We start from the raw sequence: 21,497 nt of genomic DNA, 5'->3' as shown, positions 1-21,497 counted from the left end.
TTTCTAATTTGATACGGGTGTGTCACACTGATCTCGTCGACTTGTTGGAAAAGCAATTGACGTATTAGGATGAGTGTCATCGACAGCGATGAAACAAGATTTCTTAGACGTGAAATTATATCCCGAAGGGAAGATATCATCAGGTCAGCAACCATTCGCAGCGTTGACTTTAAAGGGTTTGTTGGTGTGGCTGACCTCCCTAGAGGAACTCAACCTAAATCCTATTTGTACTTACAAAACATGCAAAGGGGTGTGGGTAAGAAATCTATATAAGTGAATGTAGGAGAAAATTAGGATGAGGAAGATTATTTACACACTTTGCTTATCAGCAATTATTTCAGGCTGTGCAGAATCCGAGCCAAAAAATAGCTTTAACGCAATCGTTACATTTCCAGTGAATAATCAATGTCACGACTACGTTACTCAACTACCTGTAAGCGCTAGTTCGTACGAAATGTCATATAAACCTTTCACTGTGATGCTTGATGCTTTTCCGCAAATATCAGGCTTCATGGAGTTGCGCAGCAATAACATGATGCATGTGGAATTGCAAAATGAGGCAATTAAGATGATGGATTATTGTTTTGCAAGAGCTAAAACCACTATCGAAGTGACAACGCCAGAGGAATGGGTTAATGCAGGTAAAGCCATTCATTCCAACTTGGTTAATGACGTTCCCGTACACTCATTAGTTTTAAAAGGTTCCAAGTTGGACATTTATTACAACTGGAATGATAAAAAGCAATCGCGTTAGGCCTAGGTTCATTTCGTTGTAGACATGAGGCACAAATATTCTGACGAGAGAAGGTGTTTATTTTTTGGGAACGCCTAACATATAGGCTATAGCATGCCCTTAGTTTAGGGAAGATTTACAGCTCCTATTAGATTTTTAGGCTACCAGCAAGGCGCGGGCCGTGAGGCCGATACCCAGGGTGATCACCACGCTGAGTAGAGTCCCTAACATCACGTATTCGGTGAGCTGCTTATCCTTGGCATTGGTTAAATCGCCAAAGCGAAAGACCGACTTGGCAGCAAGCACAAATCCCACGCCGGCCAACTCGTCGATAATGATAAAGGTCAGCATAAGCAGCCGCTCCAACAGGCCGATGCTGTGCCCTGCCTGTGGCAGCGTTGTTGTCTTATCACCGGCGATGCTGGCAGGCAGGTGCCAGCGCTCAAGCAGCATACGAATGGCCACGGAGCTGGGATTAAGCACCAATAAATAGGCGAGTAGGAGCACATAGGTGTTGCTGTGCACTAGCTGAGTGCTAAACCATTGGCCGAGGAGTTCGGTGTCCGTTAGATAACAGCTGAGCGCCACCAGAATCAGAATATGCGCCCCTTGATCGATAATAAAGGGAACAAAACCATGCTTGCTGTAGGATTTTGCGACATCAATCAACCAGTGACTCGCCATGATAATTGCCGTGGCCGCCAGGACGGGGAGCCATTCACCCAGGCCATAATAACACTCCCACACCCACAATAAGGCGCCGCTCAGCGCGCCGTGCACCAACATATGTAGCGCTAACTTAGGGGATTTAAAATGGCGTTCATTGCGCTGCATCACCCAGCTTAAGGGCTGCAAATAGAAATCGGCGATTACATGGGCCAACAACAGCGCTAACAGCAGCGCAATTTGTTCATTCATGCGTGTGCTCCTTGGCGGCGACCGCGAGAAATTCATCGAGCAAATGATATTGCCCGGCATTGAGTAATTTAGTGACATTGGCCCGTGAGCTGCCCATTTGAGCAGCGATGGCGGCATGATCTTGGTGTTCCAGCCAGTGATACCAGTACAGGGCCTGGGCCTGCTTTTGGCTGGTGTGGCTAACCAGGTGGTCAACGAAGCGGATGTTTAAGGCAAAGCTGGCGCTCAGGGGCTCCTCATAGAGGCTCAGGCTCAGGCGCTTGTTTTTAATCGTATCCAGCCCCTTGCCGGAGAGCAGCAGAGCGGCCCCGGTGGCGGTTTTTACATCCTGGCGGTAGTTATCAATCGGCCCCCGCGCCTCGCTAATGCGGGCATCTAGATTCTGGCTGCGCAAATAGAGGCGTAACATCAAGGTTGCCTGCAAAGGGACCGTGGCCTTAGCGAGAATACATTGAAACGCATCGCCACGGTAAATATTGAAGTGCCCATCGAAGCGCTCGCACAGGGCCCGCAAGCCTTGCTCCAGGGTATAAAGCAGGCCGTCATATTCTGGCCCCGCCTGCTTGCTGGAGCCGACAATATCGCCGCTTAGTACTGTGTAGTGCGTTGTGGACATAGGTTTCCATACAGTTTGGTTACTTGATTAAAAGTAACTTAAAATGGTTACATTTAATTTTGTAACTGAATATAGTTACTTAACCTTGAAAGTACAAGCTTTGCCTTATTTTTGCCAGGGACGTCTGTATTTTAGGTGCTTTTTGCCAGGCGCTTATAATTAGCTAATAACAAAGATATCAGATAGTTATACCCCTAAGGGGAATTTTGTTGGGAAATTTCAAAAAAGTTAATGACAACGCTGTCATTAATTGGGTAACATAATTTCAACATGATTCAGTAGGTGGTTACCGGCAAAGTGGCGTCAGCGATACTTTATCCCGGTTAAGTAAGGAATAGAGGTCTGGTAATGAGGGTAGACGCGACAACGCAGGAGCAGCTATTTATCGGTATTGACGGTGGGGGAACCAAATGCCGGGCGACCATCTATAGCCCCACTCAAGGAGTCTTGGGCACGGGGTTGGGTGGGCCTGCCAATCCCTTACATGGATTGGAGCGGACCCTGGAGTCGATCATGGTGTCGACTCAGCAGGCGCTGCGCGATGCCGGTATGAGCTTGCACCGTGTTCATGAGCTGGTGGCCGGTTTAGGCCTGGCCGGGGTCAACTTGCCAAGTCTGTATGAGCAAATCAGTGATGGCAGCATCCCTTTAAAAAAATGTACCTGACCACGGATTTACACACCGCCTGTATTGGCGCCCATGAAGGGCAGGATGGGGCGGTGATCATTACCGGCACCGGTTCATGCGGCTTTGTCACCGTCCAGGGCAAGAGCAAAAGCTATGGAGGCCATGGGTTTGCCCAGGGCGATAAGGGCAGTGGTGCCTGGCTGGGGCTTGAAGCCCTTAAGGCGGTTTTGCTCGACCTCGATGGCCTGGGGCCACATACCCAACTTACGGCTATGTTTACCTTACACTTTAATACGCAGTCGGCGATGGCGATTGCCGAACAAATGGCAGGCCAACCCTCGAGTAGTTATGCTAAATTGGCACGTATGGTCCTCGATGCGGCGCAACAGGGCGATGCTCTGGCGAGTGCGATAGTTAAAGATGGAGCCCGTTATATCAGCATGATGGCCAAGCGCTTGTTGGCGTTTGAGCCGCCGCGTTTATCCATGATAGGCGGTTTGGCAGAGCCCTTACAGCCGTGGCTGGATGCGGACATTGCCGCGCGCGTCGCACCGCCAAAACAGCCTCCGGAACTAGGGGCTGTCTATTTTGCGCAGCAATCATTAGCACAAGAATAACCTGGAACGAGTCACTTACAAATAAGAGTAACTGGTTACCACAAAGCCTAAGGGTATAAATACCATGAACACAAGCTACCATGCCCAGCGTTTATTTGATGGTGAACGCTTTTTGACTAACGTCTACTTTCAGGTGCGTGCGGGGAAATTACATTTTTTAACGCAGCCGCAAGAGCAGGCTGTCCGGCTTGAGGGCTTGGTTGCGCCCGGTTTTATCGATGTTCAGGTCAACGGCGGGGGCGGGGCGTTTTTTAATGCCGAGCCCAACCTAGCCTGTCTACAGCAAATGGTACAGGCCCACGGTCAATATGGCACCACGGCCATGATGCCGACGCTGATCACCGATGATATTAAGGTGATGGGGGCGGCGGCCGATGCCGTTGCTCAGGCTATCAGCGCTCAGGTGCCGGGCATTGCCGGCGTGCATTTTGAAGGCCCACATTTAAGCCTGCCCAAAAAAGGCACCCACAGTGAACAATTTATTCGTCCGATCAGCACCGCAGAAATGGCCATTTATGAGCGCGACGATCTGGGCCTGAAAATGCTGACCCTGGCGCCGGAGAATGTCAGTACCGCCGACATCAAACGCCTGGTTGCCATGAATGTTAAGGTCTCTCTGGGTCATACCAATGCGGATTACGCTACCACCATGGCGGCTCTTGATGCCGGCGCCGATGGCTTCACTCATTTATTTAATGCCATGTCTCCCTTTACCTCCCGTGAGCCGGGCGTGGTGGGCGCGGCTTTGTGGCATGACAACAGCTGGTGCGGGCTAATCGTGGATGGTCATCATCTTCACCCGGACTCGGCCAAGTTGGCTATTCGGACCAAGCAACGCGGCAAAATCATGCTGGTGACCGATGCCATGCCGCCGGTCGGTACCGACGCCACCGAGTTTGATTTCTTTGATGGTCGCAAGGTGTACCGCACCGGCGATCGTTTGAATTCCAGCACAGGTGAGCTGGCGGGCAGTGTGCTCGATATGGCCAGTGCGGTGCGCAATACGGTCCATACCCTGGATATCAGCCTGGGCGAAGCGCTGCGAATGGCCTCCCTCTATCCGGCACAATACCTGGGTTTGCATCAGTCCAAGGGGCGTCTGCTGCAAGATTATGATGCCGATTTTGTGGTGCTTGACGCGCAACTGCAGGCACAGGCGACCTACCTGGGCGGCCAATTAGTTTAACATTTCCTCCCTAAGACCCCGCATGCGGTAGCGCGGGGGCTTTTTACCGAGTATTTAATTGCCCCTGACAAGTAGTGAGAAGATATGGCGACAACTGACACGGTTAAAAAGAAGCAACGCCTGGCCTCTTTGGATGCCTTGCGCGGCTTTGATATGTTTTGGATCTTAGGTGGTCAGGGCATTTTCGCCGCACTTTTGGTGTTAACGGGTTGGCAAGGCTGGAAGGCATTCGAGGCGCACACGCTGCACTCTTCCTGGCATGGCTTCACCTTTTATGACCTGATTTTTCCGCTCTTTATATTCTTATCGGGCGTGGCCATGGGCTTAAGCCCTAAACGTATCGATCATTTACCCCTTAAAGAGCGACGACCTTATTACCAAAAGGCTCTCAAACGACTCATCATGCTGTGTGCTTTTGGCGTGCTCTATAACCATGGTTGGGGCACCGGCATGCCCATGGCGCTGGATGAAATCCGCTATGCCAGCGTGCTTGGACGCATTGCCATTGCCTGGTTTATTGCCGTTATGCTGGTCTGGCACACCTCTATGCGCACTCAGGTGATGGTGGTCGTTGGCATCTTAGTGGGTTATTGGCTTTGGCTTTGTTTTATTCCCGTGCCCGGTGGGGTTGCCGGTGATCTAAGTGCGCCGGGCAGCTGGAACGCCTGGGTTGACCAACGCCTGTTACCGGGTATTAGTTATCAGAATAGGCCGGTTGATCCTGAGGGACTATTGTCGAATATTCCCGCGGTGGCCAACGCCATGCTGGGAGTCTTTGCCGGGCGTCTGGTTGCTCAAGCGCAAGAGCGTGGGCAGTGGCGAATTACCGCTATATTGCTGGGCTGCGGGCTTGTTAGCCTGATCTTGGGCTGGCTATGGGATGGAATTTTTCCTGTTAACAAAGAGCTTTGGACCAGCTCTTTTGTGCTGGTGACCGTGGGCTGGAGTGCCATCTTGCTGGCGGTATTCTACGCCTTGGTTGATGTCCTGGGTCTTCAACGGTGGGCTTATCCCTTTGTGATTATCGGCGCCAATTCCATCATTATTTACCTGGCCTCAAGCCTGGTGAGCTGGAGCCATGTATCGAAAAGCCTGTTTGGCGGCGTGATACGCGCGGTGCCAGAGCCCTGGCAGCCCTTGGTCGGTGTAATAGCGCTGCTGGGCGCACAGTTGCTGGTGCTACACTGGATGTATCGACGCAAGATCTTTGTCAGTGTTTAGGCCTTTATCCGGCGTAGGTAACAGCGAACAAAGCTAAAACAAAAATCCATGCCTGTTTCGTCGCTTTGGCTTTACAAGGGGAAATGAAAAAGGCAAAAATGATAACGCTGTCATAATGGTGAGACCTGATGGAATCCCTATAAGGTGCCGATCTATGGTCAGGGGCCAATTGCACGGAGCGTTTGACCATAGATCCCATTTTTTTCAACTTTAACAACGAGCTAGACATGCAAATTGTGATTCTAAAAGACGCGACGGCGGTTGCTCACTATGGCGGTGAGTTGTTTGCGGCGCAGTTAAAAAAACAGCCTGCCTCGGTATTGGGTTTAGCGACCGGTTCAACGCCCGTTGCCTTGTATCAAAACCTCATCAAGCTAAATCAGCAAGGGGACATAACCTTTGCCCAGGCGCAGAGTTTTAACCTCGATGAATACCTGGGCTTGCCCGGTGAACATCCGCAAAGTTACCGCTACTTTATGAATCAGCAGCTGTTTAATCATATTGATATCGATATTAACAACACCCATGTGCCGCCAGGCAATGCGGACGATCCCATTGCGGCCTGCGAGCAGTACGAGCGGCAAATAGCCGAGGCTGGTGGGATTGATTTGCAACTACTTGGCATAGGTCGCAACGGCCATATTGGTTTTAATGAACCCTCGTCCGGCTTGACCTCGCGTACTCGGGTAAAAACCCTGACCAAAGCAACCATTGCCGATAATGCGCGCTTCTTTGCCGAGGGCGAATACCAGCCCCATTTATCCATCACCATGGGCATAGGCACCATATTGGATGCCAAAAAGGTGGTATTACTGGCAACTGGCGAGAGTAAGGCTGCGGCCATTGCCGCTACGGTCGAAGGGCCGCTCAGTGCCGCTTGCCCAGCATCGGCGCTGCAAATGCATCAAAATGCCGTGTTGGTGATAGATGAAGCGGCGGCAAGTAAGTTGGCGGATGTGGACTTTTACAAACATATTGAAGCCGAAAACCAAAAGCTGCTTGCTCGCCTGGGCAAAAGATAACTTCTTCATTAGCTAGATTAAAATGAGCTTTTATTGTCGCTGTCGGGGGCGCGCAAATATGCTAGTGTAGGGGCATTCGTTTATTTGGCCTGTGTTTAGATTTAGATGTTGCAATACTCCCAGTTGCCCCTCGACCGTCACTCCGGTGAGCGCAAAGACCCAAATTGGCTTATTAACAAGCGCCAAGGTGGACGTTATGTGCTTATCAATAACGACCATAATTTGTTTGTTCCAGACTCTCCCATCGCTGCTTTTGTCGATTATCAAGCCGTAAAAGAGTTTGATGTGGATAATGCCATCTATCTGGGCGAGCACGAGCAGCAGCATTACTTCGCACTGGATGTCAGTGCACCGCTGGCCGAGATAACACAGTTCGCTGGCCATGAATTCGTTGATATCCGCAAGTATGGACCCGTAGTCGATGCCCATGATGCGGCCATTTTAGTGCTAGCTCGGGGCCTGTGCCACTGGCATAAAACCCATAAGTTTTGTGGTCGCTGTGGCACCCAAAACTTTGTCGCCGAGGCAGGTCATGCGCGTAAATGCAGCAACAAAGAGTGCCGTCATTTAACCTTCCCAAGAACCGACCCTGCGGTGATCATGTTGGTTCATTATCCCTTTAGCGATGGTATTGAGCGTTGCTTATTGGGCCGTCAGGCGAGTTGGCCTCAAGGCGTTTATTCTACCTTGGCCGGGTTTGTAGACCCGGGTGAAACGCTCGAAGCCGCCGTGGCCCGTGAGGTGATGGAAGAGGCGGGGGTGGAGGTGGAAAACCCCAGGTATATCGCCTCTCAGCCGTGGCCTTTTCCCAGCTCTTTAATGCTCGGCTATATGGCCAAAGCAAAAAGCACAGATATCTTTGTTGACCAGGACGAGCTCAGCGAGGCGAGATGGTTTTCCCGTCAGGAGCTGCGCGATTTTGGTAACTGGGGGGACGAGGGCGAGCATTTCAAATTGCCCCGTCAGGACTCTATCTCACGGTTTTTGATCGACTCTTGGATAGCACAGAATGAGGACCAGGAATGAAAAAAGAAACGCAGCTGATCGCCGCCGGGCGCAGTAAAAAGTACACTCAGGGGGTTGTGAACCCTGTATTGCAGCGGGCATCCACCGTGGTATTCGACAGCGTGGCCGAATTTAAAGAAGCGGCTAAAAATCGCGGTAATCGTGCCTTATTTTACGGTCGTCGCGGCACCAATACCCATTTTGCCCTGCAAGAAGCCATTGCCGAGCTAGAAGGCGGCGCCGGCTGTGCCTTGTATCCAAGCGGCGCGGCGGCCATTGCCAATACCCTGCTGTCATTTGTGAAGGCCGGGGATCATATCCTGATGATGGATACCGCCTACGAGCCAACCCGTGACTTTTGCAATAAGGTACTGAGCGGACTAGGCGTAAGCACCACCTATTACGATCCCATGATAGGTGCAGGCATAAGCGAGCTAATTCAGGAAAACACCCGAGTGCTGTTTATGGAGTCTCCCGGGTCCATCACCATGGAGGTGCAGGATGTGCCGGCCCTGGTTAAGGTTGCCAAGGAGCATGGCTTAATTACCATGCTCGATAACACGTACGGCAATGGCCTGCAGTTTCGTCCTTTGGATCACGGCGTCGATATTAGTATCCAGGCCGCCACCAAATATATTGTTGGCCACAGCGATGTAATGATGGGCGTCAGTGTTGCCAACGAACGCTACTGGCCAACCTTGCGTGAGCAATCCTACCTGCTTGGTCAGTGCTGCAGCGCCGATGATGCTTATATGGCACTGCGTGGCCTGCGCACCATGGCGGTACGTTTGGCGCAGCATGAGCAGGCGGCGCTAACGGTAGCAAACTGGTTAAGCACGCACCCGCTGGTTGACCATGTGCGTCATCCGGCGTTACCAAGCTGTCCTGGGCATGAGCACTTTAAGCGTGATTTTCACGGCAGCAATGGGTTGTTCTCCGTGGTAATGAAAGAGGGCAATCAGGCGGCGCTGGATGCCCTGGTTGAGGCCTTGCATCACTTTAAAATGGGCTTTTCCTGGGGTGGCTATGAGAGCCTGATCACCACGGGGCTGACCATGGCACCGCTGCGCAGCGTCACCGGTTGGGCGCATGGGCCAATTATTCGTCTGCATATTGGTTTAGAGAATGTTGATGACTTGATTGACGACCTGAGTCAGGGCCTGGATGTGTACGCCAAGGTTTGTGCTCAGGCTTAGTGTCCATAAGCCGTAGACTTTACTGAAACATCTTTTTACAAGCGCTCATACTTTTGAGCGCTTTTTTCATTTATAGTGGTAAGCAACTAATAATAATAAGGATAACGCCATGGACCCTGTGCGTATCGGCAAGCTTATGCAGTTTGAGCTAGCGCGGCATTTTTTAACTAAGAAAGCCTGGTTGGCACTGTTGGCCTTTGCCCTGGTGTGGCTGATGATTTACCGCTATGGCGTGTATGAAGCGGTGAATATCTTGGCTCAGCCGGAGTTTGAGCAGTTTATTTTAGCCGTGTTTGGCAACCTAGGTCTGCAAAGCCTGTTGCATTGGCCCGATGCCGAGATGGCGGTGTATTGCCTAATCGCCATGATCACCTTTCCGCCCTTTATCATCTATTTGTGCAGCGATCAGTTTGTCAGTGACCGTGAGCGCGGCACTCTGCGCTTTATTGCCTTGCGGGCCACACGCCTGGAAATCGTACTGGGACGTTTTTTCGGTCATGCCCTCAGTACCGCATTCTTAATTGCCATTAGTTTGTGTGGGGCGCTTATTTTGGTGGCGCTGCGCGATATCAGTATTCTTCCACAAGCGCTTTGGCATGCCTTGCAGTTTGAACTTCTGCTGCTGGTGAATTTAATGCCCTTTATTGCCCTGATGTCCTTGCTCAATACCGTGGCACGCTCATCGCGAATGGCGCTGATTTACGTGATTTTACTCTACACCCTGGGCTTACTGATCTTATCCATCTTGCAGGTGAAACTGGGTGTGCCCGAGGCGCTGGATTATTTGTTCCCCGGTGAGCCGCTCGACCAAATTGCCACCTTACGCCCGCCTTTAATGAGTGCGGTGTTGTGGCCGTTAGTGCAAACGGGGCTCTTCCTGGGGCTTGGCTTTTATAAATTTCAGCGAGGCAGTTTATGAGTTTGCTAATAGAAGCGAAGGGCATCAGTCATTTTTTTGGTGCCAAGCAAGCGCTGCAAGATGTGAATATCGAGTTGGCGGCGGGCAAACCTATAGCCCTGGTCGGCCCTAATGGTGCCGGTAAGACCACCTTGTTCAGCTTGATATGCGGTTATTTGCAACCAAGCCAGGGGGAGATCCGAGTGCTTGGCCATAAGCCGGGCAGTGCGGCTCTGTTCGGCCAGCTTTGGGCGCTGCCACAAGATGCTTTACTCAGTCCGGATTTTAGCGTTGGTGAACAGCTAGGTCTGTTTGCGCGGCTGCAAGGGTTTAGTCGTGCCAAGGCGCGCAGCGAATGCGAGCGGGTATTGGAACTGGTGAACCTGTCCGAGACCCTCAATAACCGCCCCAATGAACTGTCGCATGGCATGAAAAAGCGCATCTGTATCGCTCAGGCGCTGATCGGCTCACCTAAACTGGTGATGCTCGATGAAGCCACCGCCGGTCTCGATCCGGTCAATGCCAGGGCTATTCGCGAGTTGGTGAGTATGCACAGCGACCACACCACCTTTGTGCTCAGTTCTCATGATTTGTCCGAGCTCGAACGTTTGTGTGACCGCGTCTTGTATTTACGCCAGGGGCAACTGGCAACTCACGAACTTAATCAAGGCGGTGCGCAGCTTCGCTATCTTACCCTGCAATTGCGTGAACAAGATGAGCAGGTGTTAGCGCACCTGAACGCCCTTGATCAAGTTGTTGAGGTGAGTAATAGTCAACGTAATGAATTTGTGATTGGCTACAAACATCTGGCTGACACCGAGGCCATGGATATTCAGGTGCTAAGATTATGTCATCAGCAAGGATGGCAATACCGGGCGCTGGTCAATGGCCACACACTCGAAAACCAACTTTTTGCAACAGGAGCCTAATATGGGACTTTTAAGTGGATTAATGGGAAATGCCAGTGAAGTGGACGGCGAGGAGCTGGAAGCCCTGCTCGAAGAAATTCTGGCTCCGGGAGAGAACCTGGAAAAGGCTTACAAGGTGATCCGTGATTTATTCTTGTTTACCAACAAACGCTTAATCTTGGTGGACAAACAAGGGATGACGGGATCAAAAATGGAGGTGCTCAGCATTCCTTACGGGAAGATCACCAAGTTCAGTAAAGAAAGCGCCGGCCACTTTGATATGGATGCGGAGCTGAAGATCTGGATAGGCTCGGATAAGGAGCCGTTGACAAAGAACTTTAAGGCCGATGACAACATTAATGAGGTTTATCGAATATTGTCACGCTACGCTTTGTAAGAATTTGTACCTATATCTAACAATACCTAACATTTATTTAAAACAATCAAATGGTTAGTTAAGTTATAATTCAGTTCAGCGGCGCTAGAGTGGCGCTGCTTTATTTAGATATAGGGAAATCTATTATGAAAAAACTAACTGTTGCCATCGCATCTGTACTTTTCTCAGGCGCTGCATTCGCCCAATCTTATCAGTCGATCACCGACCTTGAATACGTTAACTTCGACTCTGATGACTTTGTTTCTATAAGCTCTAAGTACTATTTCGCGCCTAAGCAAGTACTTGGCCCGCTGGATCAGTTTGAATACATCAACAAAACCACCAATGTATATGGCGGTCTTGCTGATAGTGACTTTGCCACTAGCTACAATGTAGGCGGTGAATACTTCTACAATAGCTTTGTATTTGGCGCATCATACAACACCACTGACTACGACGACTTCGGTGACATCGATGGTTACACACTAAGCCTGGGTTACCTGGTAAACGACAACCTGTTGTTCAAGGTTGAGCGTGAAGATTATGAACAGGCAAGCGACGTTTTCTACTTTTCAGGTCAATACAATCACCAGCTAAACGCTACCGATTACATCGGTTTCACTGCAAAAGTTGATGACGGATTCGATCATCGTGAAGTAAGTGCAAAATACTTTAAAGATCTGCAGCATGGTAACTACCTAACGATTGAAGGGACATTTATCGATATTGAAGATGGAGACAGCTACTGGCAGCTTGGCTCTAGCTACTACTTCAGCAAAGCAACCTCTGCATTCGTTCAGTTTGATGAAGAAGACAACTATGGCTTCGGTGCTAAGCACTTCTTCACTACCAACTTTGCTGTGACTGCCGGTTATGGTAATAACTGGGATGACTCAGACCTAGATCAGTACTACCTAAAAGCGACGGCGCAGTTCTAATCTGCTCTGATTTTAGGAATAAAAAAGCCGCGATAATCGCGGCTTTTTTACGTTTGAAAATAAAAATACTTTTTTGAATAAAGTCACATGCAAGAATTAGGTTTCCATAAACCTTATAAAAATAAGCATGAATAAAGAACTAATTGGTTTATTTTTATTTAGTTTACAGTTTGACTTTGGATTAATTTTGTTTAATGTTTGAGTTCGAATTATTAAACAACAAGGATGTAACAATGAAGCACCTTTCAATTGCATTAGCTTCTGCACTTTTTTCCAGTTTTGCGTTTGCTCAGTCTTATCAATCTATTAGTACCTTAGAGTATGCCGATTACGATTCAAATTTCGACGAGCTATTGCTTAATTCAAAATACTACTTTGATTCTAAGGAAGTACTAGGCCCACTAGATCAGTTTGAATATATTAATAAAGCGACCAATGTTTATGGCACAGTTATCGATAATGATGTATTTGGCAGTTATAGCGCTGGGGGTGAGTATTTTTTTGATAGCTTCATGATAGGAGCTTCATATGGATATTTTGACTACGATAATGGTGGCGATAGTGACTCTAATTCGCTTAGTGTTGGTTATCTTGTTAATGACGACTTATTATTCAAAGTTGACCGAGTCGATTATGAGCATTTGGATGCTATTTACTTCTTCTCTGGTCAGTACAATCACGCGCTGAACGCGACAGACTACATTGGTTTCACTGCTAAGTTTGATGATGAATTCGATTACCGTGAAGTAAGTGCAAAATACTTTAAAGACCTGCAGCACGGTAACTACCTTACGGTTCATGCTTCATTTATTGATTTTGAAGCTGGAGACAGCTACTGGCAGCTTGGCTCTAGCTACTACTTCAGCAAAGCAACCTCTGCATTCGTTCAGTTTGATGAAGAAGACAACTATGGCTTCGGTGCTAAGCACTTCTTCACTACCAACTTCGCTGTGGAAGCCGGCTATTTTAACAACTGGGATGACTCAGATGCTGATACATATTATCTAAAAGCCACGGCGCAGTTCTAATCTGCTCTGATTTTAGGAATAAAAAAAGCCGCGATAATCGCGGCTTTTTTGTTATTTAACAGTAGCTTATTACCAGCCGCACTGACGGCCTTTGTTTTGCTCATCAAGGTAAGCTTGAAGCGGGGCAAAGTAATCAAGGATGGCTGTGGCATCCATTTCTTCTTTACCCGTCACGCTGGCCAGGGCTTCTTGCCATGGGCGGCTTGAACCCATCTCTAGCATGGCATTGAGCTTTTCACCTGCTTCTTTTGAGTTATAGACCGAACAGCGGTGAATCGCTTCTTTATTTCCGGCGATTTCGCACAGACTACGATGGAAATCGAACTGCAGAATATGCGCTAGGAAATAGCGAGTGTAGGGCGTATTGCCAGGAACATGGTATTTCGCACCGGGATCAAAGTCGGCTTCTGAGCGGGCGATAGGCGCTTGCACACCTTGGTATTTCTCACGCAGTTCCCACCAGGCTTTGTTGTACTCGGCAGGTGTAATTTCACCTGAGAATACCTTCCAGCGCCATTGGTCTACTAACAGACCGAAAGGAATAAAGGCAACCTTATCCAGCGCCATTTTCATCAGCAGGCCGATGTCTTTCGACTCATCTGGCACTTCATCAAGCAGGCCAATTTCTTTTAGGTAAGCCGGAGTTACGGATAGCGCGATGGTGTCACCAATGGCCTCGTGGAAACCATCGTTGGCGCTTTCCTGGTAGTACAGCGGCTGCGTATTATAGGCGCGTTGATAGAAGTTGTGGCCTAGCTCGTGGTGAATAACTGAGAATTCTTCACCGGTGCGCTGAATACACATCTTAATACGCAAATCGTCCTTGCTGTCGATGTTCCAGGCCGAGGCATGACATTGTACATCGCGGTCCTGCGGCTTAGTAAATAAGGAGCGCTCGTAGAAGGTTTGTGGTAGCGGTGCAAAGCCCATAGAAGTGAAGAACTTCTCCGCACCTTTGACCATCTTGATCTCGTCATAGTTGTGCTTGGCGAGTAGCTCGGTGACATCATAACCTGGATCGGCATTTTCTGGTGCAACCACATCATAAATGTTGCCCCAGGTTTGCGCCCACATATTACCTAGTAGGTGAGCTGGGATGGGTTGATCTTGCGGTACCTTGTCTTCGCCGTACTTTTCGCCCAATTTGGCGCGCACATGGCAGTGCAGTGAATCATAGAGCGGCTTTACCTGGCCCCATATGCGATCCAGCTCTTTGGCGAAGTCATCGGCCGGCATATCGTATTTGCTACGCCACATGGCGCCGGTATCGGCATAACCCAGCTCCTGGGCGCCTTCGTTGGTAAGCGCCACTTGCTGCTCGTAAAGAGGGCGCATGGGTCTAGAGACCTGACGCCAGCCCTGCCATAAATCCAGCAGCTCGTTGTAATCACGGCTGGTGGCCATGGTGGCGGTCATCTCGCCCAGACTTAAACAGGTACCGTCTTCTTTACAATATTTGCCTTTGCCATATAAACCGCCTAACTCGGCGACTAACTGCGACAGCTTAGCCGTTTTCTCGGCGTCCTGCGGAGCAGGCAGGGTTAAGGCGAGTTTCAGCTTGTCGAGCTTACGACGCGCATCGTAGTCGAGCTCTAAGTCATCAAACTTGGCCGCTTCATTGGCAAGGCGCACCACGGTTTCGGTCATCTTGCGGTTTACTTCGGCAGAAAGCTCGGCGGTGTCATGGGTAATGAAGTTGGCGTAAATCCACTCGGCGCGGCTTGACTCCAGATAGAGTGCGGCTAGGTCCTGCTCGGTTTTTTCTAAGAAACGCTCGGCATCGGCGGCACTAACCTGAGTCTGGGCAACACCTTGTTGTTTTGTTTCTGCGGTGTTGGCTTCTGAGCAGGCAGTTAGGCCTAACGCTGCACAGACAACCAAGGCGCTTAAGCTTGGTTTAAATGGCAATATGGTCATGAAGATTCCTCTTGTTGTTAGACCCGGGTTCATTAACCCGGTTAAAGCAGCAGAATAATAGCAGTGCGTTGCGAATTGGTACAATGCAGATGTCGCAAATGATTGTAAATCTTGATAGTTCGTCCCATACTGAGGGCTAAGATCGAGTATCAAGGAACAAAGCGATGAGTTGGTTATTTATCCTTATTTTGGTCGCCATTATTGTGGTGTTTGGGGTGCGTGATATTCGTATGAATATTATTACCCGGCCGGTGTTTAAATGGTTTAAAAAAGCGTTGCCGCCGTTATCGCAAACCGAGCGCGATGCCATGGAAGCGGGGGATATCTGGTGGGATGGCGAACTCTTTCGCGGCAATCCCAACTGGCATACCCTACACCAATATGCCACCACCAAACTCTCCAGCGAAGAGCGTGAGTTTATCGACAATCAGGTAGCCACCCTGTGCGGTATGCTCAATGACGATGAGATCACCCAAAACCAGGATTTAAGTGAGCCGGTATGGCAATACCTTAAAGACCAAGGTTTTTTTGCCCTGATCATTCCAAAAGAGCACGGCGGCCATGAATTTTCTGCCTTAGCGAACTCCACCATAGTGGCAAAAATTGCCACCAAAAGCTTAAGTGCAGCAGTGACCGTGATGGTGCCCAATAGTTTAGGACCAGCGGAGTTGTTACTGCACTACGGCACCCTGGATCAGCAGAACCATTGGCTACCCAAGCTGGCCAAGGGCGAGGAGTTGCCTTGTTTTGCCCTGACCGCGCCTGATGCGGGTTCAGATGCCGGGGCCATCCCGGATACGGGTATTGTTTGTAAAGGCGACTACCAGGGCGAAGAAGTAATTGGCTTAAGGTTAAATTGGTCAAAACGCTATATCACCTTGGCACCCAAGGCCACGGTATTGGGGCTGGCATTTAAGATGTTTGACCCGGATGGCCTTTTGGGACACACCAAAAATATCGGCATTACCTGCGCCCTGATCCCCACAGAGCATCCGGGCGTGAAGACTGGTATGCGTCATAAGCCGATGAATATGGGGTTTCTTAATGGCACCACCACGGGTGAGGACGTATTTATTCCCCTTGATTGGATTATTGGCGGTGAAGTGCAAGCCGGCAACGGTTGGCGCATGTTGGTCGAGTGCTTATCCGCAGGACGGGGCATTTCCCTACCTGCACTTAGCACGGCTACCGGGCATTTATGCGCCCGTACCAGTGGTGCTTACGCGGCGCTGCGCCAACAATTTGGTGTGGCCATCGGTGAGTTTGAAGGGGTGCAAGAAGCGCTTGCACGTATTGGTGGCTTAACCTATCAACTGGAGGCTGCTCGTGTCTTGACCGCGACGGCTATAGACCAGAAGCTCAGCCCAGCGGTGATCACCGCCATCGCCAAATACCATATGACGGAAATGGGCCGTCAGGTCATTAATGATGCCCTGGATATTCATGCCGGCAAGGGCATTCAGATGGGTCCGTCCAACTATTTGGCGCACTGCTATATGGGTACGCCGGTGTCGATCACCGTAGAGGGCGCGAATATTCTCACGCGTAACCTGATGATCTTCGGTCAGGGTGCTATCCGCTGCCACCCTTATGTACTTGATGAAATGGCCGCCGCCGCAAACGAAGACGGTGAAAAAGGGGTGAAGGAGTTCGATCCCCTGTTGTGCCAACATATCCTCTATAGCGCTGGCAACGGGGCCATGGCCTTTGTTCATGCACTGAGTTGCAGCTATTTCGCAAGTACGCCTGTCGGTGGCGCGACGGCTCACTATTATCGCTATTTAGGTCGCTTCTCACGGGCGCTGGCATTTTGTGCCGACATCGCCATGCTGCGCTTTGGCGGTGAACTCAAGCGTAAAGAAATGCTCTCGGCCCGGTTGGGCGATGTATTGAGCCATCTCTACCTGGCCTCGGCGGTATTAAAGCGTTTTGAAGATGAGGGACATCAGCACGCCGACCTGCCTTTTGTTCAATACTCTGTGGAGCGTAGCCTGTATCTCTGTGCTAAGGCCTTCGATGAGTTTATTGCTAATGCCGGTGGATTGGCGCTGCGAGGCCTGCTGCGCCTAGTGGTTTTCCCGTTGGGCAATCATTTTAAAATGCCCAAAGACGAGGTCGCCAAAACGGTGGCTAAGCATATGACTCAGGTGGGGGTGGTGCGCGAGCGCTTAACCCACTTGTGTATGGTGGATGAAAATAATGGCACCGGCGTGCTTGAGGCGGCACTCGAAGCCCAGCATCAGGCGGCGTCGGCCTATAAGGCGTTTAATAAACTACGCAAAGAAAAAGAAATCCGTGGTTTAACCGTGGCGCAACAGCTTGACGATGCAGCCGAGAAAAATAAGCTCAGCGCCGAACAGTTAGCGCTCTTAAGACGGGCGGAGGAACTGAGGCAGCAGGTGATAGCCGTTGATGTTTTTGCCGCAGATGAATTTGTATAACGAAAAAGGGCCGAAAGGCCCTATTTTTATAAGTTTTTTCTCGTTGTTTTTGTTGGCCTAGCGGCCATAGGGGTCGGGGATAACTTCTGTCACCACCCAGGATATTCCGTCTCTGCTTAATTTTACACTGCGCATATCGTCGACCTTCTTACCCTGAAAGTCACCGGTGAACACCAGATTGATGGTGGCATGATCCCCGTATTGCTCACGCACGCTCATTTCGGTGCGGTCGAGCTCAATACTAACATGGTCAAATTGCATATTGAGCACGTTGCGGGTGAATTGCTCGGCGCTGCCATAGGCATACATGATACGGGTTAGTTTGGGGGCTGCGTGCTCGCTGGCTCGTTCCAGGCTATCGTGGTTAAAGAGAGCGAAAAAGTATTGACTGGCTACATAACCAGGGGAGTTAGGGTCGCCACTTAGCTTGTCTTCTTGACCGCAGGCACTTAAAAGTACCAGTAACGAGGAGAATATAATGCGCTTCATACACTAGAGGTAAGATTGCTAAAAACTAAACGAAAGTGTGAAGTGCGGCGGTAGATAAGTAAAGAAAAAGGCGCCTAAGCGCCTTTTAATTACGAATAAAGAACCAGAACTTTCGTTACTGTACCAATTCCTGGTCGCTAAATTCATCGGCAAACAGAGCACTGGATAAATAACGCTCAGCGGAGCTAGGTAAAATCACCACAATGTTTTTACCGGCGTTTTCCGGGCGCTCGGCAATTCGCTTGGCGGCAACGACGGCGGCACCGGATGAAATACCGGCAAGAATACCTTCGCGTTTCATCAGCTCATGGGCCATTTCCATGGATTCTTCGTTGCTGACCTGTTCAACGCCGTCAATCAATTCTAGATCCAGGTTACCAGGAATAAAGCCGGCACCAATGCCTTGAATTTTATGTGGGCCCGGCTTGAGCTCTTCACCTGCCATGGTCTGGCTGATCACCGGTGAGTCGCTGGGCTCAACGGCGATGGATTTAACATTAAGACCCTTTTCCTGTTTTAAATAGCGACTGACTCCGGTGATGGTGCCACCCGTACCGACGCCGGCAACAAAGAAGTCCACCTTGCCATCCAGGGCATCATAGATTTCCGGACCTGTGGTTTCGAAGTGGATTTTCGGGTTCGCTGGGTTTTCAAACTGTTGTAATAAAATATATTTATCTGGATTGCTATCGCGAATTTCTTTTGCCTTCTCGATAGCACCCTTCATACCTTTGGCGCCGTCGGTAAGCACCAGGTTGGCACCTAGGGCCTTTAACAGTTTACGACGCTCTAAGCTCATGGTGTTGGGCATGGTTAGGGTCAGCTTGTAACCACGAGAGGCGGCAACAAAAGCCAGGGCGATGCCCGTATTACCCGAGGTAGGCTCAATCAGTTCTTTGTCTTTGGTTAATTCGCCCGACTTCTCTGCTTCCCAGATCATGGATGCACCGATGCGGCATTTAACACTAAAGCTGGGGTTACGCGCTTCGATTTTGGCGTAAACATTGCCAGAAGTGACGCGATTAAGTTTGACTAACGGGGTGTTTCCAATTGAAAGCGAATTATCTTCATAAATCTTTGACATATTCAGTACCTAGCTAAATGTGACCGTCTATTCGGTAATGCCTTCACTTTACTCTTTGAAGCGCAAAACTAAAGGAAAGATTGGCTATAAGATATAGCCAATCGGTTATAACAACGGGATATAAAAAAATTTTTTATATATCCGGCGCTTTAATTCTATTACTTATCCCTAACCGAATGGGCAAGATTTATTAAGTCTGGTGCATGCCTAGCCGTTTTGCCAGTTCAGCTAGAGCGCTCATTTCGTATTTGTGGGATGGCCGTCGGGGTCGTTTTGCGCACCATCTAGGCATTGGTTTGTATAATCCTTGTTCATCCGATGGGTGATTAATCGGATTTATGCGTACATAAGTGTTAAAAGATGGTAAAACATCGGCATTGTTAAATTAGAGTCATCGTTATGAAGCTTATTGTTAAATTGATTGTCGGCATCCTGCTAGGGATTATCATTGGCGCCTTCGCGCCTGAGCTAGTCGCTCGCGTGTTGTACACAGTGAAAACCCTGATCGGTGAGTTGATTGGATTTACCATTCCTTTGATCATCCTGTTTTACATCTGTTCGGGCATTGCCGGGCTTCCCCGTGGAGCAAACCATTTGTTGGGTAAAACCGTGGGTTTTGCCTATGGTTCAACGGTGATAGCCGGTATCCTGGCGACCCTGGTGATGATTTGGGCGGCGCCGCACCTAAGCGGCAACATCAGTTTTTCTGGCTCAGAAGAAAGTGCCCTAAAAAGCTTTATAGACATTGAAATCCCACCTTTATTGGGCGTGATGACGGCCCTGGCCACCGCTTTTACCTTTGGTATTGCCATCAGCCAGCGTCAGTTGAACGAGCTTAAAACCGTTGTTGACCAAGGTCGTGAGGTAATCGATGCCTTATTGGCACGGGTGATTATTCCGGCACTACCATTGTATATTGCCGGTGTATTTGCCGATATGACGGTGGCCGGGACCGTAGCCTCGACCTTGCAAACCTTTGCCGTGGTATTGGCCATTGCGCTGATCATGCACTGGTTATGGTTAACCGTGCTGTATGTGGGGACAGGTATCATGCTTGGTCGCTCACCGTTAGAGCTTATTAAAAACATGCTGCCGGCGTATTTAACCGCCCTGGGTACCATGTCCAGTGCCGCTACCATTCCGGTTTCCTTGCAGGCAAGTAAAAACAATGGCGTAAAAGAGAATATTGCCAACTTCAGCGTGCCCTTGTGTGCCACCATTCACCTGTCAGGCTCGACTATCACCATAGTGACCTGTGCCATGGCGGTGATGGCGTTGTCGCCGAGCATGAGTGTGGGCGGTTTAACCGAGATGCTACCCTTTGTGTTTATGCTGGGTATTGTGATGATCGCCGCGCCTGGTGCGCCAGGTGGAGCGGTAATGTCAGCCTTAGGTCTTTTGACCAGCATGTTGGGCTTTAATGATGCGGCGATTGCGCTTATGATTGCCCTGTATTTAGCTCAAGACAGTTTTGGCACTGCCTGTAATGTTACCGGCGATGGCATCATAGCATTGTGGGTTGACCGTTTTTCTGTTAAAACAGAGGCTTGAGTAAGGTGTTTACAGGTACGCTCGGGCAACAAGGAGTCGCTTGGGCGTAACTAGAGAGGGTAACCCCGTTGATTAATGTATTACTAGTAGACGATCATGAACTGGTACGTACTGGAATTAGACGTATTCTTGATGATGTTCGTGGCTTTAAGGTGATAGGCGAAGCCAAAACCGGTGAAGAAGCGGTGCAGTTTTGCCGTCAGAACGAGCCGGATATTGTCCTTATGGATATGAATATGCCTGGTATTGGTGGCTTGGAAGCAACCAAGAAAATTTGCCGCTATTGCCCCGATGTCAAGGTTATTGTCTTGACCGTGCACTGTGAAGACCCTTTCCCTAGCAAAGTAATGCAAATCGGCGCCCATGGTTATCTTACCAAGGGCGCGGGCCCAGAAGAGGTGATCAATGCGATTCGTGCCGTTAACTCAGGACAGCGCTATATTGCCCCGGAAATTGCCCAGCAGATAGCCTTGGCACAGTTTAGCGGCCGCACCGATGAAAACCCGTTCCAAACCCTGTCCGATCGAGAACTGCAAATCATGCTGATGATCACCAAGGGTGATAAGGCACAAAGTATTGCCGAGCGGCTTAATCTAAGCTCTAAAACCGTGAACAGTTACCGCTATCGTATATTTGAAAAACTCGCGGTAAATGGTGATGTGGAGCTGACACACCTGGCGATTCGCCATAAAATGATCGATATCGACAGCGATCACTGATCAAATC

General features: G+C 49.7%; 19 protein-coding genes and 1 pseudogene. 15 read left to right on the top strand and 5 right to left on the bottom strand.

Translation table 11 applies throughout. The features are described 5' to 3' along the window. Window positions 1–295: 295 nt before the first annotated feature. Window positions 296–754: a hypothetical protein gene (locus C2M29_RS15855; protein WP_158684748.1), complete on the top strand. Its 459-nt coding sequence runs from the start codon at window positions 296–298 to the stop codon at window positions 752–754. Window positions 755–889: 135 nt separating this feature from the next. Here C2M29_RS15855 and C2M29_RS15850 read toward each other — a convergent pair whose 3' ends face one another. After that, on the bottom strand, window positions 890–1,651 hold the full coding sequence (locus tag C2M29_RS15850; protein ID WP_105190714.1) for a DUF3307 domain-containing protein: 762 nt from the start codon (window positions 1,649–1,651) through the stop codon (window positions 890–892). Further along, a complete protein-coding gene (locus C2M29_RS15845; RefSeq protein ID WP_105190713.1) occupies window positions 1,644–2,267 on the bottom strand; it encodes a hypothetical protein in 624 nt (207 codons plus the stop codon). The genes C2M29_RS15850 and C2M29_RS15845 overlap by 8 nt, the downstream gene beginning before the upstream one ends. A 348-nt stretch (window positions 2,268–2,615) precedes the next feature. Between C2M29_RS15845 and nagK the strand changes: the two are divergent. From nagK to C2M29_RS15790, 11 genes and pseudogenes are all read left to right on the top strand, one after another. Beyond that, a pseudogene (nagK, locus tag C2M29_RS15840) lies at window positions 2,616–3,511 on the top strand (N-acetylglucosamine kinase). A 64-nt stretch (window positions 3,512–3,575) separates the two neighbouring features. Next, complete coding sequence (gene nagA, locus C2M29_RS15835) at window positions 3,576–4,697, top strand: N-acetylglucosamine-6-phosphate deacetylase (RefSeq protein ID WP_105190712.1); 1,122 nt, start codon at window positions 3,576–3,578, stop codon at window positions 4,695–4,697. Window positions 4,698–4,781: 84 nt separating this feature from the next. Further along, complete coding sequence (nagX, locus tag C2M29_RS15830; protein WP_105190711.1) at window positions 4,782–5,918, top strand: transmembrane glucosamine N-acetyltransferase NagX; 1,137 nt, start codon at window positions 4,782–4,784, stop codon at window positions 5,916–5,918. A 227-nt stretch (window positions 5,919–6,145) separates the two neighbouring features. Continuing rightward, window positions 6,146–6,940: a glucosamine-6-phosphate deaminase gene (gene nagB, locus C2M29_RS15825; RefSeq protein WP_105190836.1), complete on the top strand. Its 795-nt coding sequence runs from the start codon at window positions 6,146–6,148 to the stop codon at window positions 6,938–6,940. Window positions 6,941–7,045: 105 nt separating this feature from the next. Then, window positions 7,046–7,966: an NAD(+) diphosphatase gene (gene nudC, locus C2M29_RS15820; RefSeq protein ID WP_105190710.1), complete on the top strand. Its 921-nt coding sequence runs from the start codon at window positions 7,046–7,048 to the stop codon at window positions 7,964–7,966. Next, on the top strand, window positions 7,963–9,141 hold the full coding sequence (locus C2M29_RS15815) for a cystathionine beta-lyase (RefSeq protein ID WP_105190709.1): 1,179 nt from the start codon (window positions 7,963–7,965) through the stop codon (window positions 9,139–9,141). Before nudC ends, C2M29_RS15815 begins: the two co-directional genes overlap by 4 nt. Before the next feature lie 109 nt (window positions 9,142–9,250). After that, window positions 9,251–10,060, top strand: coding sequence for an ABC transporter permease (locus C2M29_RS15810; protein ID WP_105190708.1), 810 nt, complete (start codon window positions 9,251–9,253; stop codon window positions 10,058–10,060). Continuing rightward, the gene (locus C2M29_RS15805; RefSeq protein ID WP_105190707.1) at window positions 10,057–10,968 is read left to right on the top strand and encodes an ABC transporter ATP-binding protein; all 912 of its coding nucleotides are present in this window, start codon (window positions 10,057–10,059) and stop codon (window positions 10,966–10,968) included. Before C2M29_RS15810 ends, C2M29_RS15805 begins: the two co-directional genes overlap by 4 nt. Window position 10,969: 1 nt before the next feature. Next, complete coding sequence (locus tag C2M29_RS15800) at window positions 10,970–11,344, top strand: PH domain-containing protein (RefSeq protein WP_105190706.1); 375 nt, start codon at window positions 10,970–10,972, stop codon at window positions 11,342–11,344. Between the two features lie 125 nt (window positions 11,345–11,469). Beyond that, window positions 11,470–12,261 carry a putative porin gene (locus C2M29_RS15795; RefSeq protein ID WP_105190705.1) on the top strand — a complete coding sequence of 264 codons (792 nt, stop codon included), beginning with the start codon at window positions 11,470–11,472 and terminating at the stop codon, window positions 12,259–12,261. Window positions 12,262–12,494: 233 nt separating this feature from the next. Then, entirely contained in the window at window positions 12,495–13,289 is a 795-nt protein-coding gene (locus tag C2M29_RS15790; protein WP_105190835.1) for a putative porin, read from the top strand. A 69-nt stretch (window positions 13,290–13,358) separates the two neighbouring features. Here C2M29_RS15790 and C2M29_RS15785 read toward each other — a convergent pair whose 3' ends face one another. After that, window positions 13,359–15,206: a M2 family metallopeptidase gene (locus C2M29_RS15785; RefSeq protein ID WP_199774896.1), complete on the bottom strand. Its 1,848-nt coding sequence runs from the start codon at window positions 15,204–15,206 to the stop codon at window positions 13,359–13,361. 164 nt (window positions 15,207–15,370) lie between these two features. Between C2M29_RS15785 and C2M29_RS15780 the strand changes: the two genes are divergently transcribed. Beyond that, window positions 15,371–17,647 (top strand): acyl-CoA dehydrogenase, encoded by a 2,277-nt coding sequence (locus C2M29_RS15780; RefSeq protein WP_105190704.1) that lies wholly within the window; start codon window positions 15,371–15,373, stop codon window positions 17,645–17,647. Between the two features lie 57 nt (window positions 17,648–17,704). On the opposite strand, the gene C2M29_RS15775 is transcribed toward C2M29_RS15780, so the two are convergent. Further along, entirely contained in the window at window positions 17,705–18,136 is a 432-nt protein-coding gene (locus C2M29_RS15775) for a hypothetical protein (protein WP_105190703.1), read from the bottom strand. A gap of 115 nt (window positions 18,137–18,251) precedes the next feature. Next, window positions 18,252–19,220 carry a cysteine synthase A gene (gene cysK / locus C2M29_RS15770; protein ID WP_105190702.1) on the bottom strand — a complete coding sequence of 323 codons (969 nt, stop codon included), beginning with the start codon at window positions 19,218–19,220 and terminating at the stop codon, window positions 18,252–18,254. Window positions 19,221–19,619: 399 nt separating this feature from the next. Between cysK and C2M29_RS15765 the strand changes: the two genes are divergently transcribed. Together C2M29_RS15765 and uvrY are read left to right on the top strand one after the other, a co-directional pair. Continuing rightward, window positions 19,620–20,771 (top strand): dicarboxylate/amino acid:cation symporter, encoded by a 1,152-nt coding sequence (locus C2M29_RS15765; protein ID WP_105190701.1) that lies wholly within the window; start codon window positions 19,620–19,622, stop codon window positions 20,769–20,771. A 68-nt stretch (window positions 20,772–20,839) separates the two neighbouring features. Further along, the gene (gene uvrY, locus C2M29_RS15760) at window positions 20,840–21,490 is read left to right on the top strand and encodes a UvrY/SirA/GacA family response regulator transcription factor (protein ID WP_105190700.1); all 651 of its coding nucleotides are present in this window, start codon (window positions 20,840–20,842) and stop codon (window positions 21,488–21,490) included. Window positions 21,491–21,497 lie beyond the last annotated feature (7 nt).

The sequence above is a fragment of the Pseudoalteromonas sp. T1lg48 genome (assembly GCF_002964785.1).
Taxonomy (GTDB): Bacteria; Pseudomonadota; Gammaproteobacteria; order Enterobacterales; family Alteromonadaceae; genus Pseudoalteromonas.
Note: the sequence above shows the minus strand (reverse complement) of the source record. Positions and strands in the feature narration are given on the sequence as shown.

What these genes read in the sequence shown, in the direction of transcription:
- C2M29_RS15805 (WP_105190707.1), top strand. Translation starts at nt 10,057, where the DNA reads ATGAGTTTGCTAATAGAAGCGAAGGGCATCAGTCATTTTTTTGGTGCC.
- C2M29_RS15765 (WP_105190701.1), top strand. Translation starts at nt 19,620, where the DNA reads ATGAAGCTTATTGTTAAATTGATTGTCGGCATCCTGCTAGGGATTATC.
- C2M29_RS15785 (WP_199774896.1), bottom strand. Translation starts at nt 15,206, where the DNA reads ATGACCATATTGCCATTTAAACCAAGCTTAAGCGCCTTGGTTGTCTGT.
- cysK (WP_105190702.1), bottom strand. Translation starts at nt 19,220, where the DNA reads ATGTCAAAGATTTATGAAGATAATTCGCTTTCAATTGGAAACACCCCG.
- nudC (WP_105190710.1), top strand. Translation starts at nt 7,046, where the DNA reads ATGTTGCAATACTCCCAGTTGCCCCTCGACCGTCACTCCGGTGAGCGC.
- C2M29_RS15790 (WP_105190835.1), top strand. Translation starts at nt 12,495, where the DNA reads ATGAAGCACCTTTCAATTGCATTAGCTTCTGCACTTTTTTCCAGTTTT.
- C2M29_RS15855 (WP_158684748.1), top strand. Translation starts at nt 296, where the DNA reads ATGAGGAAGATTATTTACACACTTTGCTTATCAGCAATTATTTCAGGC.
- C2M29_RS15815 (WP_105190709.1), top strand. Translation starts at nt 7,963, where the DNA reads ATGAAAAAAGAAACGCAGCTGATCGCCGCCGGGCGCAGTAAAAAGTAC.
- C2M29_RS15795 (WP_105190705.1), top strand. Translation starts at nt 11,470, where the DNA reads ATGAAAAAACTAACTGTTGCCATCGCATCTGTACTTTTCTCAGGCGCT.
- C2M29_RS15850 (WP_105190714.1), bottom strand. Translation starts at nt 1,651, where the DNA reads ATGAATGAACAAATTGCGCTGCTGTTAGCGCTGTTGTTGGCCCATGTA.
- nagB (WP_105190836.1), top strand. Translation starts at nt 6,146, where the DNA reads ATGCAAATTGTGATTCTAAAAGACGCGACGGCGGTTGCTCACTATGGC.
- C2M29_RS15775 (WP_105190703.1), bottom strand. Translation starts at nt 18,136, where the DNA reads ATGAAGCGCATTATATTCTCCTCGTTACTGGTACTTTTAAGTGCCTGC.
- C2M29_RS15845 (WP_105190713.1), bottom strand. Translation starts at nt 2,267, where the DNA reads ATGTCCACAACGCACTACACAGTACTAAGCGGCGATATTGTCGGCTCC.
- nagX (WP_105190711.1), top strand. Translation starts at nt 4,782, where the DNA reads ATGGCGACAACTGACACGGTTAAAAAGAAGCAACGCCTGGCCTCTTTG.
- nagA (WP_105190712.1), top strand. Translation starts at nt 3,576, where the DNA reads ATGAACACAAGCTACCATGCCCAGCGTTTATTTGATGGTGAACGCTTT.
- C2M29_RS15780 (WP_105190704.1), top strand. Translation starts at nt 15,371, where the DNA reads ATGAGTTGGTTATTTATCCTTATTTTGGTCGCCATTATTGTGGTGTTT.
- C2M29_RS15810 (WP_105190708.1), top strand. Translation starts at nt 9,251, where the DNA reads ATGGACCCTGTGCGTATCGGCAAGCTTATGCAGTTTGAGCTAGCGCGG.
- C2M29_RS15800 (WP_105190706.1), top strand. Translation starts at nt 10,970, where the DNA reads ATGGGACTTTTAAGTGGATTAATGGGAAATGCCAGTGAAGTGGACGGC.